General features: G+C 70.1%; 14 protein-coding genes. 5 read left to right on the forward strand and 9 right to left on the reverse strand.

What is annotated here, in order from left to right; all coding sequences use genetic code 11:
* Nucleotides 1-4 precede the first annotated feature (4 nt).
* Entirely contained in the window at nt 5-1,240 is a 1,236-nt protein-coding gene (locus B7438_RS04100) for a S9 family peptidase (protein ID WP_085368275.1), read from the reverse strand.
* Between the two features lie 110 nt (nt 1,241-1,350).
* On the opposite strand from B7438_RS04100, the gene B7438_RS04105 reads away from it, so the two are divergent.
* A complete protein-coding gene (locus B7438_RS04105) occupies nt 1,351-1,722 on the forward strand; it encodes a hypothetical protein (RefSeq protein WP_085368402.1) in 372 nt (123 codons plus the stop codon).
* Here the strand turns inward: B7438_RS04105 and B7438_RS04110 are convergent.
* The 7 genes from B7438_RS04110 to B7438_RS04140 all read right to left on the reverse strand — a co-directional run bounded on the left by B7438_RS04110 (nt 1,682) and on the right by B7438_RS04140 (nt 7,908).
* Nucleotides 1,682-2,926 carry a HAMP domain-containing sensor histidine kinase gene (locus B7438_RS04110; RefSeq protein WP_256921855.1) on the reverse strand — a complete coding sequence of 415 codons (1,245 nt, stop codon included), beginning with the start codon at nt 2,924-2,926 and terminating at the stop codon, nt 1,682-1,684. The genes B7438_RS04105 and B7438_RS04110 overlap by 41 nt on opposite strands.
* Nucleotides 2,927-2,939: 13 nt before the next feature.
* Entirely contained in the window at nt 2,940-3,599 is a 660-nt protein-coding gene (locus B7438_RS04115; RefSeq protein WP_179150724.1) for a response regulator transcription factor, read from the reverse strand.
* Between the two features lie 35 nt (nt 3,600-3,634).
* The gene (locus B7438_RS04120; protein ID WP_256921856.1) at nt 3,635-4,387 is read right to left on the reverse strand and encodes an FAD:protein FMN transferase; all 753 of its coding nucleotides are present in this window, start codon (nt 4,385-4,387) and stop codon (nt 3,635-3,637) included.
* Nucleotides 4,384-4,899: an FMN-binding protein gene (locus B7438_RS04125; RefSeq protein WP_085368277.1), complete on the reverse strand. Its 516-nt coding sequence runs from the start codon at nt 4,897-4,899 to the stop codon at nt 4,384-4,386. Before B7438_RS04125 ends, B7438_RS04120 begins: the two co-directional genes overlap by 4 nt.
* Nucleotides 4,896-6,263: a ferredoxin reductase family protein gene (locus B7438_RS04130; protein WP_085368278.1), complete on the reverse strand. Its 1,368-nt coding sequence runs from the start codon at nt 6,261-6,263 to the stop codon at nt 4,896-4,898. The genes B7438_RS04125 and B7438_RS04130 overlap by 4 nt, the downstream gene beginning before the upstream one ends.
* A gap of 49 nt (nt 6,264-6,312) precedes the next feature.
* Nucleotides 6,313-7,089: a hypothetical protein gene (locus B7438_RS04135; RefSeq protein WP_256921857.1), complete on the reverse strand. Its 777-nt coding sequence runs from the start codon at nt 7,087-7,089 to the stop codon at nt 6,313-6,315.
* A 75-nt stretch (nt 7,090-7,164) separates the two neighbouring features.
* Nucleotides 7,165-7,908, reverse strand: coding sequence for a Type 1 glutamine amidotransferase-like domain-containing protein (locus B7438_RS04140; protein ID WP_085368279.1), 744 nt, complete (start codon nt 7,906-7,908; stop codon nt 7,165-7,167).
* An 88-nt stretch (nt 7,909-7,996) separates the two neighbouring features.
* Here B7438_RS04140 and B7438_RS04145 point away from each other — a divergent pair, with 88 nt between their 5' ends.
* The 4 genes from B7438_RS04145 (at nt 7,997) to B7438_RS04160 (ending at nt 11,681) form a co-directional block, all read left to right on the forward strand.
* Nucleotides 7,997-8,317: a hypothetical protein gene (locus B7438_RS04145; protein WP_085368280.1), complete on the forward strand. Its 321-nt coding sequence runs from the start codon at nt 7,997-7,999 to the stop codon at nt 8,315-8,317.
* Nucleotides 8,307-8,972, forward strand: a complete 666-nt coding sequence (locus B7438_RS04150) for a response regulator transcription factor (RefSeq protein WP_085368281.1) — start codon at nt 8,307-8,309, stop codon at nt 8,970-8,972. The genes B7438_RS04145 and B7438_RS04150 overlap by 11 nt, the downstream gene beginning before the upstream one ends.
* Nucleotides 8,969-10,009 carry a sensor histidine kinase KdpD gene (locus tag B7438_RS04155; protein WP_143465591.1) on the forward strand — a complete coding sequence of 347 codons (1,041 nt, stop codon included), beginning with the start codon at nt 8,969-8,971 and terminating at the stop codon, nt 10,007-10,009. Before B7438_RS04150 ends, B7438_RS04155 begins: the two co-directional genes overlap by 4 nt.
* Nucleotides 10,010-10,142: 133 nt before the next feature.
* Nucleotides 10,143-11,681: a glycosyltransferase family 39 protein gene (locus tag B7438_RS04160; protein WP_085368283.1), complete on the forward strand. Its 1,539-nt coding sequence runs from the start codon at nt 10,143-10,145 to the stop codon at nt 11,679-11,681.
* 28 nt (nt 11,682-11,709) lie between these two features.
* On the opposite strand, the gene B7438_RS04165 is transcribed toward B7438_RS04160, so the two are convergent.
* Nucleotides 11,710-12,630: a hypothetical protein gene (locus B7438_RS04165; RefSeq protein ID WP_085368284.1), complete on the reverse strand. Its 921-nt coding sequence runs from the start codon at nt 12,628-12,630 to the stop codon at nt 11,710-11,712.
* Nucleotides 12,631-12,833: the final 203 nt, after the last annotated feature.

Raw genomic sequence — 12,833 nt, forward strand, 5'->3', positions numbered from 1 at the left:
AGGGTCACCCGAGTCGCGCATCCAGCCAGTCGAACATGCGCTGGTCGACCAGCGAGCGGGCGAGCGGCTCGCAGTGGAAGTTGGCGCCCTCGTCCGCGGTGAACGGGACGACGGTGGAGACGCCGGGCGTCAGCTCGGCGAGGCGGCGGGACTGGCCAGGCCAGAACTGCTCGTCCTCCGGTTCGGTGATCAGCAGCGGCGTGGTGATGGAGGACGCGACGTTGTCCAGGCGGTAGTTGAGGACCGCCTTGACCGTCTCGAAATAGCTGTCCTTCCTGTACGGTCTGGCCCGGAACTCCCACGTGCGGGCGAGATCCGGGGAGAACTTCATCGCGAGCTCCATGTCGCGGTCGAACTTCTCGCTCTCGCCGTCGGCCAGGAGCTTCAGCATGCTCTTGGGGAGGTGGCCGGTCCACGAGGTCGACACATCCACGACGCCGGGGTCGACGACGGCGGCCGCGATGCGGTGCTCGAACGCGAGCGCCCTCGGCACCCAGTAACCGCCCTGGCTGATGCCGCAGATCGCCAGCTTGTCGCGGTCGACGTCGTCGCGGCCGAGGAGGTAGTCGACCACCGGGGTGATCACCGCCTCCCAGTCGTGACGGAACGGCATCCCGCGCTCGAACAGCATCGACTGCTGGCCCGGGCCGTCGAACATCAGCACGTTGTACCCGCGCTGCAACGCTCCAGCGCCTCCGCTCGCCCACATCGAACTGATCGCGCCGTCGCTGCCGTTGTTCATGATGAGCGTCCGGCCCGACCCCGCCGTGCCCCACGGCCGGAAGAAGTATCCGGGAAGCGACGTGCCCTCGTACGGGATGTTCACCCGGTGGATCGAGACGGGAGTCGTGTCGACGAAACGGTCCCAGGCCGCACGGTGCTCGCGGAACGTCGGCAGCAGCGCATCGGACGACGGCAGAGAGGCGACCGCGTTCAGCGCCGCACCCAGATACGTGGATGCGCGGAGGTACGACCGCGAAGCGCTGATGTCGTTCCCGGCAGCCGCTTGATCGTCCCCGGCGGCGCGCAGCCGCGAGCCGAGCGCCAGCCACGCGGCGAACCAGGCCTCGTGGTCCCGCTCCCCGACGGACTCCACCGCGGCGAGCACCTCACCGGTGTCCGCCGCCCCGGAGAACGCGTGACCGAGCACGACGCGGAGGTCGTAATCGAAGTCGTGGTTGTGGAAGAACCCGTCGGTGAACGGGCAGTGCGGGTGGTGCAGAGGTGAGCCGAGAGCCATGTCCGGCCTCCTTCGACGAAGCGGCTGACATTTCGGAGCCTAATCCTGCCGTGCGCTCTGCGCCAGGAGGTCCCTTCCCGGCCGCCGACGCCGACCCCTATGCTGTGCGCATGAGCACCAAGAGCAGGCAGGGACCCCACAAGGAAGAGACGCTCGACATCAGTGCCGGTGTCGGTCGGGGCGCGTGGGGCGCCTTCGCCGGGCTGATCGTCGCCGTGCTGATCGCGTACCCGCTGTCCGCGTGCATCGCGTTCGCCACGCATCCCGCGACGCAGAAGCTGTTCGGCGGACGCCTCGAATCGGCGTCTCAGTTCGGCTTTCAGGCGTTCTGGTGGATCCTCGCGCTCGGCTGCCTCGCCCTGCCGTTCCTCGTCGGGTTCGGCATCGCCAAGCTGTCCAAGCGCACCCTGGGCGTGATCGGCGGGATCGTGGGCGTGTTCCTCATCCTGGTGATCGTGTTCGGCCAGGTGTTCGCGTTCTGAGGTCGGCCGGGAGCCGGACGGTGACGATTGCGCCGCCGTCCTTCCCGTCGCTCGCCACCGCGACGGTGCCGCCGTGCCTGGAGACGACGTCGGCGACGAGGGCGAGACCCAGGCCGTAGTGCCTGCCCGCCCTGTCGGCGGTGCGCGTCGACGCGAACCGCTCGAACACGCGGCGGTCGGCGCCGTCCGCGAATCCGGGGCCGTCGTCGCTGACGGTGAGCACCACGTCGCCTCCTGCGCGCCCGACGTCGACGACCACTCGGGATGCGGCGTGATCGACGGCGTTGTCGACCAGCGCCACCACCATCCTCCTCAGCGACACCGGGGTCCCGGATACCTCGGCGGACTCCCCCGCGCCGCCGACCTCGATCACCACGTCGCGTTCTGCGGCCCGCGCCTCCGCCGCCCGCGCCACCGCGGCCGCGACAACCGCGAGGTTCACCCGTTCCGCCTCCGCCGCCTGCCGGGGGTCGGCCGCGATCAGCAGGTCTTCGACGATCTCCGTGAGCGCCTTGCTGTCGTCGACGATCTCGTCGATGCCGGACCTGACCTCCTGGTCGACGGCGGGGGACGCATCCCGTGCCCGGCGGCGGACCAGCTGGGCGCGCGTGCTGAGCAGGGTCAGCGGGGTGCGCAGCTCGTGACTCGCGTCGGCGACGAACCGGCGTTGCAGGGCGAGGGCGTCGGCGAGCGGCCGCATGGCGCGGCGCGCGAAGAAGACGGCGAGGAACGCGCCGGCCACCACGGCGACGACGCCCGAGATGACGAGGGCCCCGACGAGGCGGCCCAGCTCCTCCGCCTGCTCGCCCAGCCCGTACGACACCTGCACCACCTTCCCGCGGCGGATGTCGGTGACGGTGAGGTAGCTCTGCCCTCCGGCCTCGACGGTGGAGGTCTCTGCCGGGCCGCCTGCCTGCACGCGCGCGAGCGCCGCTTCGTCCGGCAGGCCGTCCGGCAGCCCGGGCGAACTCTCCCTGCCCTGTGGCGAGATGACCGTGACGAGGAGGTTCCGTGGAGCGTCGTGCACCGAGTCGACTTGGGAGGCGTCGGCCAGCGTGCGCTTGGCCGCTTCGGTCTGCCCCGCCGACACGACCAGCAGGACCACGGCACCGAGCACCACGAACAGCACCAGGATGGTCGCTGTGAACTGGAGTGCGAGCCTGGTGGCCGCCGAGCGGGCCTCCGTGCGTTCGGGCGAGGTCACGACGCTGCACCCATCACGACAGCGAGCCCATCCGGTAGCCGAGGCCGCGGACCGTCTCGATGAGGTCGCGGCCGAACTTCTTCCGCAGGTGGTGCACGTAGGTGTCGACCACTCCCGGGTCGTCCGCATCGGCGAACACGGTGTCCAGCAGCACGGCGCGCGAGAACACCTGCGTCGGCCGCCGCGCCAGCTGTTCGAGCAGCGCGGACTCGCGTTCGGAGAGCACGACGCGGTCACCCTGGGGGGTGACGACCGTGCGGTTGCCGGCCTCGAGCATCCCGCCCGGGAACCGCACAGCGGGGGTGGTGGAAGTGCTCCTCCGCCTGAGCACCCGCAGCCGCGCGAGCAGTTCGTCGATGTCGAACGGCTTGGCCAGGTAGTCCTCCGCTCCGCCGTCCAGCCCCTCGACCCTGTGCGCGGCGTTGCCGAGGGCGGAGAGGATGAGCACGGGAACGGTGACGCCGTTGTCGCGCAGGCGGCCGAGCACATCCAGTCCGTCCAGGATGGGCAGCCCGCGGTCGAGGAGGACGACGTCGACCTCCTCGGTGAGGCCGAGGTGGAGGGCGCGCTGGCCGTCCGTGGCGACGACGACCTCGTAGCCCTCCGAGGTGAGGAGTTCGGTCAGCATCCCGGCAAGGCGCGCGTCGTCCTCGGCTACCAGCACCCGGGGCATCCCGCTCACTGTCGCAGTATAGGTCGCGGGCTCGGTCATGCCGCCGGCCGCGCGAAGTGGATGGTGCCGGAGACGAGGAGCTGCCCGCTGTCGGTGAGTGCGAGCACGCCGGTGGCGCCGTGCCCGATCGCCCAGTCGACGCCGGGGCGGCCCAGGGCGAAGACCGCGGTGGCGAGGATGTCGGCGGTGGTGAGGTCGCCCGCGACGACGGTGGCGCTGAGCAACCCCGCGGCGGGCGCGCCCGTGCGACCGTCGACGATGTGGGCTCCGCGCTCGTACGCGCCGGAGGTGGCAACCGCGGCGTTCTCCGCGGCGAGCACGGCCAGGACCGCGTCGGGATCGCTCGGTGCCCGCACGCCGACGTTCCAGGCCGGCGCAGCATCCGGAGCGTCGCCGACCACCACGTCGCCGCCCGCGTTCAGACAGAACCGGCGCATCCCGTGGTTGCGCAACGCCTCGGCCGCGCGCGCCGCCGCCCATCCCTTGACGACGCCGTCGAGGTCGAGCGTCCCATCCGGCTTCCGGATGCGGAACGCACCGCCCGACGCCCGCGCCGCCTTCTCGCCCAGCGCGATCACGGCGGTCAGCTCGTCGCTGAAGGCGGACGATGGATGCTCGCCACGGTTGGCCGCGCTCACCTCGGAGTCCGGACGGTAGACGCTGAACCGCTCGTCCGCCCCCCTCAGCACCGCGAAGGCCCCGGTGGCAGCATCCGCCGCCGCGTTGTCCTCCGCATCCCGGAGGTCGATGGACATCGGGATGCCCATCACCGTCTCCACGAACCTCACCGCTGGTCGATCGCCGATTGCAGGGACCGCATGTAGCCCTCGGACGTGTACGTGGCGCCGGAGACCGTGTCGATGGACGCCGACTGCGAGGCCAGCGCCTCCTGGGTGAGGATCGGCACCGCCTGCTCGTTGATGGAGACGCTGCGGCCATCCTGATCGGGGGTCTGCAGGGCGGTGATCGCGGTGATCGTCGTGCCGGAGAAGGTGACCTGCAACTGGATGGGGCCGTAGCGGGTGTCGACGGTGCTGCCGGTGACCACTCTGGTCGCGGAGGCGGGCGCGGTCGCGGGCGTGGAGGTCGCGGACGAGGACGGGGACGGTGTGGTGGAGGTGCCGGTGGTTCCCGACGAGCCCGTGCCCGTGCTCGCACCCGCGCTCGTCCGCCCCGCCACCGCCGCCGTCGTCGCGGTCTGCGTCTCCCCCAGCCCGTACAGCTTGAGGCCGATCGTCCCGCCCATCACCACCACGATGATCGTGAACAGGATGGTTCCTCGCCACTTCTTCTGGCTCATGACATGCTCAGTTCTTCTCGGTGGATGAAGCGCCCGGGCATCCCGAGCTCTCGGAGGGTCTGCTCTGCGCGGTCGGCCATCCCCTGCGGTCCGCAGATGAACGCCTCCCAGTCGCGCAGCGCAGGGATGAACCGCTGCATCGGCTCGACGTCGAGCGGGTCGTAGCCGAGTTCGCTGCGGCGGCCGGGCACCGGCACGACCGTGACCCCCGGCATGGCCTGCAGTTCGGCGGCCAGCGCCAGGTGCGCCGTCGAGTGCGCCCGGTACAGCACCACCGGCTGCGCCCCGCGGGCCACGAGTTCTTCGGCGAGCGCCCTGATCGGCCCGATGCCCGCACCACCGGCGATCAGCAGGATGCGCGGCCTGGTCGCCCTGTCCGCGGTGAAGTGCCCGAACGGGCCTTCCGCGAACACCAGCGTGCCCTTCTTCAGCCCGGACAGGCGCGTCGAGTGGTCTCCGAGCGCCCCGACCGTGATCCGCAGATACCCGTCGGTGGGCAGGCGCGACACCGAGTACGGGTGCGCCGTGAGCAAGTGGCCCCAGGCGAGGAAGCGGAAGTTCAGGAAGTTGCCTCCGCGCACGCCGAGTTCGTGCATCCGGTTGCCGGTGAGCCAGACGCTCGACATGCCCTCGCCCTCCGGCACCACGGCGGCGACGCGCATCCTGTGCCGCCACGCATCCATTGTCGGCAGGACGAAACGCCAGGTGAGCACGGCGGCGGCGGTCCCCAGGTACAGCGCGATCCACAGGATGCGCGCGAACGGCTGCTCGACGAAGTGCGTGCCTCCGCTCAGCTGGTGCAGGAAGGTGAGGAAGATCGCGACGTAGGTGGTCAGGTGCAGCCAGTACCAGACCTCGTACGTCAGCTTCGCGCGCACCAGCCGCGCGCTGCTCAGCCCGACCGCGAGGAACGCGATGGTGCCGACGAGGGCGGTGAGCATGTCCGGGTAGTCCCGCAGCATCGCGACGAACGCATCCCACGGCATGGTCTTCGACAGGATCTCTGTGCCGAGCACCATGAACACGACATGCGTGATCACGAGCAGGACGACGGATGCGCCGAGCGACCGGTGCCACGAGACCAGCCGGTCGAGCCCGACCGCCCGCTCGAACCACGGCACTCGCGCGATCAGGAGCACCTGGGCGCAGACCAGGTATGCGCCAAGCAGCCCGCTCAGCTCGCCGACGGTGGTGGCGAGGCTGGCGGGCGTTGCGGTGAAGCCCGCCGGGACGCCGACCCACCACAGCCAGAGCACGCCGACGAGGCCCGCCGCCAGCACGACGCGCACGGTCACCGAACCGTGGCGCCTGGCCGGACGGCTCGTCTCCGCAGCGGCCGCCGGCGGTGTCGCGATCGCGGTCATGGTCTGATCTCCATGCTTCTAACGATCGCGGCTGATTCTTGCCGGATTCTTAGTTCTCCTGGGGAGGGGCTGCGGGGTTGCTATGGGTTAGCCCAGTGACGCGCATCCGGGTGCGGCCGCTGCTGATGCCGACCACCACGATGATGGCGACGAACAGCGCCAGACTCACCTGGCCGGTGCCGAGGCCCAGCCCGTGGCGCGCGTGCGACACCGCCAGCCAGTCCGAGATGGATGCGCCGAACGGCCTGGTCAGTACATACGACGCCCAGAACGCGGCCGTGGCGCCGAGCCCCCACCACCGGTACGCGGCACCCGGCAGTGCGAACAGCACCAGGAAGACGACCCCGGATGCGAGGTAGCCGAGCCCGAAGGTGACGGCGGTGAGGTCGCCGACCGCGGTGCCGAGCGCGAACGTCGTGAGCACGGCGCACCAGTAGAAGAACTCCCGCGGCCGCGTATTGATGCTGTGCACCGAGAGGGTCCGCTGGGTCGCGTACCAGAGCGCGAACACCGCGGCCAGGACCACCAGGAACACCGTCGTCGACACCAGGTACGGCACCCCGAACTGCACGTGGATGACGTCGGCGACCATCGTCCCGAATACCGCCACCATCAGCACCGCGAACCAATACACCCACGAGATGTACCTGCGCACCGCGAACTGCAGCACAAGGGCGACGGCCAGCACGACGGCGGCCCCGGCGACCGCCACGGGAGGGTCGATCCGGTGCACGAGGAAATCGGAGGTCGTCTCGCCCATTGCGGTGGTCAGCACTTTGGCCACCCAGAACAGGGCGGTCACCTCGGGGACTTTGTTGCGCAGCACCAGGACACTCTGGCGCTGCGGTTCCCAGAAATCGCTAAGAGGCGGGGATCACACGCGTCGCGGCGCCACTCCCGATCACTGGATGCTCTGCACCTGCACGTGCGGCGTCCCCCGCGTCACCGCCCACACGGTTCCCGCGCCGGCCGCGCGCAGCGGACCGGACCCGACAGACAGCACCGTGTGCTCGTCGATGGCGACGCCGCCGTCGACGAGTTGCGCATCCACTGCCGCGATCAGCCGCGAGAGGTTGCCCCACTGCACCGCGTGCACGTCGACGGTCACGTCCACGAGCCCGAGTCCGGGGACGACGGTGACCTCGTCCAGCTCCTCGGAGCCGTCCTCCGGGGAGACCTCGACGCCACCGATGCGCCAGCCTCCGATGAGGGCGCGATCCGGCGCGATCATCGCGCCCGCGGAGAAGCCGAGGTACGGCATCCCGTCGACGACGGCCGCCTGGATGGTCTCGGCCGAGGGGAGCAGGGCGTCGAGGTAGGCGGGCGTGAGGCCTCCGCCGACCACCAGGGCGTCGATGCCCTCCAGCGCGCTCGGGTCGACCAGCTGGCCCTCTGCGAAGGCGGCGATCACCGGCTCGATGCTGACGCCACTGGCCGCTTCCGACGCCGCGGCGGTGGTCAGCGCCTCCGCGAGCCGGGCGGCGTGGTCGGTTTCTCCGCCCTCGCGGACCGTGATCACGGCGATTCTGGCCGTCGCATCCGGTTCGCGCCTCGCGGCACGCTGCGCCGCCTCGATCACGAAGCCTGTGTACACGTCGATGTCGTAGCGCGGGTCATTGCCGCCGCCGACCAAGTGGATGCCCATCCCATCACGCTACCGTCGATCGCTGTTCGCGACGCGGGGGCGCACTCCGGAGCAGCGCACCGTCACGGTGGGCATGTAGATTCGCTGCATGATCGAAGCCGTGCGGGGGAACAAGGGCATCACTGCGCTGCTGGTGGTGGGTGCGCTGGCGACCATCGGCGGCCTGATCGTGACCTGGGTGGCGAGACCGGTGGACACGATCGTGGTGATCTCGAAGGGCCCGATCCCGACGCTCCCCGTGAACACGTACACCCAGTACACCCAAGCCGGGACCTCGATGCCGGTCATCCCCGTTGCCGACTACTCCGGCATGTGGATCGGCATCGTGATCGGCGTCATCGGGGTCGCTCTGCTGCTGACCGGAGTCGTCCTCGCCGCGAGGAGGGCGCGGAGCGCTCATGGAGCGTGAACGGCAGCGCGTGCTGCTGGTCGAGGACGACCAGCGCCTCGGCCCGCTGATCGAACAGGTGCTCGCGGAGACCTATGAGGTGACGCTGATCGCCGACGGCGACGCCGGGCTGCGCGCCGGGCTCGACGGGACGTTCGACGCCATCGTGGTGGACCGACGACTGCCCGGCACGGACGGGGTGACCATCGTGGAGACGCTGCGGGCGCGCCGCGTCGTCACGCCCATTCTCATGCTGACGGCGCTCGGTGGTCTCGCCGACCGCGTCGGTGGGCTGGATGCCGGGGCGAACGACTACCTCGTGAAGCCGTTCGAGTTCGACGAACTGCTCGCGCGACTGCGCGCCATCACGCGCACGTTCACGGGCGAGGGGCCGGTGATCGCGGTGGGCGATTGGCAGTTCTACCCGGAGAGCCGCTGCATCTACTCGCCGTACGACGGGCGCATCCAGTTGACCGCGCGGGAGACCGCTCTGCTGCGCCTGCTGGCGGAGAACCCGCTGCGCACGTTCAGCCGTCGCCAGATCCTGAGCGAGGTGTTCGAGAACGACGAACAGCCCGGGACCGTGGACACCTACGTGCACTACGTGCGGCGCAAGACCGACAAAGACCTCATCAGCACGGTGCGCGGCGAGGGATACCGGCTGGGGGCGCTGTGAGGCGCAGCGGGCGTGCCGGGGTGGATGCGACGGATGTCGACGCGACGGCCGTAAGGCGCGCATCCCGTGTGGTCGGGGTGCAGCTGACCATCGCATCCGGGGCGCTCGTGGTCGCGGCGATCGGAGTGGCGTTCTTCTTCGTGCTCGATCAGCTGCGGCCCGCCGAGCTGGCGGAGAAACCGCGGCCCGGTGAGCACAAGATCTACATCGACACCACGGAGGCGATGATCGCTTTCGTCGTGGTCGGTGTGCTCGCTGTGGCGGTGGCCGGGGCGGCCAGCCTGATCATCACCCGGCGGGCCGTGCGCCCGCTCGGCCGGGCACTGCAGATGCAGCGGACGTTCGTGCAGGATGCGAGCCACGAACTGCGCACTCCGCTCGCCGTGCTCGACGCACGGTTGCAGATCCTCCAGCGCACGCTGCCGCCCGACGACCCGTCTTCGCCGGTCGTCGCCGAGCTGCGCACCGACGCGCGCGCCCTCATCGACATCGTCGACGACCTGCTGCTTGCCGCAGAGCCAGTCCAGGATGCGCACGGAGACCCCACATCGGTGCTCGCGGCCGTCGACCGCGCGGCCGACGCGATGCGGGTGCTCGCCGTGCCGCGCGGCATCGACGTGCGACTGGATGCTCCTGCCGGGCACGACGCGCTCGTCGCGATGCCCGCCGCGAGCCTGCAACGCTGCGTGACGGCGCTGGTCGACAACGCGCTCGCGCACTCGCCGGACGGGTCGACGATCACCGTCGCCGTGCGGGTGCAGGGGCGGACGGTGACGCTGACGGTGGCCGACCAGGGGACGGGCATCTGGGGCATCGACCCCCGGCGGATCTTCGACCGGTTCGCGCGGGCGCCGCAGGCGTCGGCGGGCGCGGCGGGCGCGGGCGCGTCGGGGACCAGCCCCACCCCCGTCCGTCCCAGCTTCGGCATCGGCCTCGCCCTCGTGCGCGACATCGCGGCGCGGTCCGGCGGCAGCGTCGATGTCGCCGCCACCAGCGACGCGGGAACAGTGCTCAGACTGACCCTGCCGACGCTGTAACCCTGAACACCCTGCCGATCCGCTCAGGTTCGTAGCGCATTCCTCCGTCTTGGAGGATTCTGGGACTCAACAGGATGAACTGAGGGGAAGAGTTCGCCTGTGAGGGTTCGCCTGTGAGAGGGGAGGTCGCCCCGTGTCACTCGTCGCGACGCGCCAAGCGCCTCTCCGAGCGCGGCCGCTCACCGGCTCGCTGTGGTTCGTCGCCACCCTCGCCGGGCTCCTTTCGACGCTGCTCGCCGCTGCGGGGTCGTGGATCCCGTCGCTGTGGGGCGACGAGGCGGCCAGCCTGCTCTCCGCCGAGCGCTCCCTGCCGTCGCTGGCCAGGATGCTCGGTCACGTGGACGCCGTGCACGGCGCTTACTATCTGGGCCTGCACTGGTGGATCAGCGTGTTCGGAACGTCGCCGTTCGCCCTCCGCTTCCCGAGCGCCGTCGCGGTCGGGCTGACGACCGCCGCAGTCGTGGTGCTCGTCTGGCGCCTCGACGGCCGCCGACTGGCCGTGCTGGCCGGTGCGGTGTGCATGATCCTCCCGCGCGTGACCTACATGGGAGAGGAAGCACGGTCGTACGCGTTCAGCGCGGCCGTCGTCGCCTGGCTGACCGTGCTGCTGGTGGAGATCCTGCACCGCAGAGAGGTCGGGACGGGCTGGTGGGTCGGCTACGCGGCCCTCCTGGCGGTCGGCACGTACGTGTTCCTCTACGTGGCGCTCTTCGTCGCGGTGCACGCGGTGATCCTCGCCACCCTCCGGGTCCGGCGTGCGACCCTGATCGGTTGGGCGGCGGCCGTCGCCTGCGCGATGCTCGCCGCCGTTCCCCTCGGCGTCGTCGGCCTGCTGGAACGCAACCAGATCTCCTACCTGGCGACCACCGACCAGTCCTCGTTCGAGACGATGTTCCGCTCGCTCTGGTTCGGGTCGTGGTGGGTGGCCACTGTGGCGTGGGCGCTCATGGTGGCCGCGGTGTGCATCCCGTGGATGCTGCGCGTGCGGTCCGGCGTCCGCAACACGTGGATGCTCACCCGTAGCACCCCGACGCCGCTCGCCCTGGCCGTGGCCTGGCTGGTCGTGCCGACGGTCATCCTCGTCTCCGCGCAGGCGGTGATCCCCGGCTTCACGGCCAGGTATGTCTCGTTCTGCGCGCCGGCGGCGGCGATCCTGATCGCCTGCGGGGTGCGCTCGCTGTTCCGTCTGCGGGCGTGGGCCGGGATCACGGCGGGGGCGCTGCTGCTCGCCCTGATCGTGCCGGTCTACGTCGGCCAGCGGACGGCATACGCGAAGAACGACAGCGACTGGGCCGAGCTGAGCGCGGTGGTCGGCGCCCACGCGCATCCGGGAGACGGTGTGGTCTTCGACGAATCGGTCCGCCCCTCCCGCCGCCCCCGGCTGGCGATGCACACGTACCCGGCCGGGTTCGCCGGGCTGGTCGACGTGACCCTCCAGACCCCGTACCAGCAGAACGACACCTGGCACGACGCCGCGTACTCGGTCGACCAGGCGGATGCGCGCGACCGCCTGGAGGGCGTCGAACGCATCTGGCTGATCGAATACGTCGATGCCGAGACACCGAAGCAGCCGGACAGTTGGGGGCTGCTGCCGCTGGAGCGCGAAGGGTTCGTGCAGACCGGGCTGCGGGTCGCGACGCATCGGGAGCTGGTGATCGAGCTCACGCGGTGAGGGGTGGGGGCGGGTGCTTTGCGGATCACTATCGCGGAGCGTGGCCGAGCTCCTGGCTCTTCAGAGCAAGAAGCACACCGACAGCTTCATCCGCACCCGGGGTGGTGACAGCGATCTCGGCCCCACTGTGAAGTGTCGCGACAATAGCTGGACCGCCCCGAAGAACGAGAGCCATACCTCGAGGGCCGACGCGATAGCCCCATCCAGACCACCGCGAGGGTTCGAGTCGGGTCACAGCCGCCTTGTCAATCTCGTTCAATCGAACCGACATGAGCCGAATTCCTAGCGTTGCGGACCGTGCACGAAGCCCTCGAATGTCCACCGATACGCGAACTCGAGCACATACGCAGAACATTGCGGCGAGGCTCGACGCCACGATCGCGACGCTGAGATTGGACGCCACGATTCCTGTCATCACCATCGGCAGGTAGCCGAGCGCGATCGCCACCAGACCGCTGATCGCGGTCGCCCAGGCAAAAAGCGGTACAAACTGCGCTCGCGACCACGCAAGGGTCTCGTTGGCTTTCAGCACGATCTCAGCAGGTTCACCGGTGGAGTCCGCCCGAGCGCGAGACGGTGCGAAAGCGAAAGGGATGAAGCCGTAGAACACTGCAGCCACCGCCACGAGCCCGGCGGCACCGATCTCCTGGCCGGACGTACGAGCGGCGCTTGCGCTGATCAGCCACGCCGCGGCGGTGACTGCCCCGACCGACCCCGCGATGAGGAAGGCCCGCCGGGGGCGGTCGTAGTGTTCGGGCCGGACTGCAGCGTGCCAGGCAAAGGCCGAGGCTACAGCGGAAATCACGACTGCCATCCCAGCGAACACCCACGTGGGAAGTCGCGAGACCACCTCTGCTCCCGACCACTGTGAAGGCAGCTCAGCGGGCAGAGAATCGCCCCAGACAACGAGCGACCACACGATCGCGACGGATGTGGCCGTGACCAACATCGCCGCGAAACCTCTTCGTGCACCATCGAACCGAACCACGGGGCTAACACTCATGTCGACGTTTCCTCCAGATACCTGACCAGCTGCGGGAGCGAGACGCCCCGCCTTGCTGCACCCCTGACGAGGGCATCAATGGCGGCGACGACATCCGCGGGCAGATCGTCCGGAGATGGGAGCACACGAGCCCCGCGGCCCTGGCGAGC

This window comes from Leifsonia sp. NCR5, assembly GCF_002105485.1.
Classification (GTDB): Bacteria; Actinomycetota; Actinomycetes; order Actinomycetales; family Microbacteriaceae; genus Leifsonia.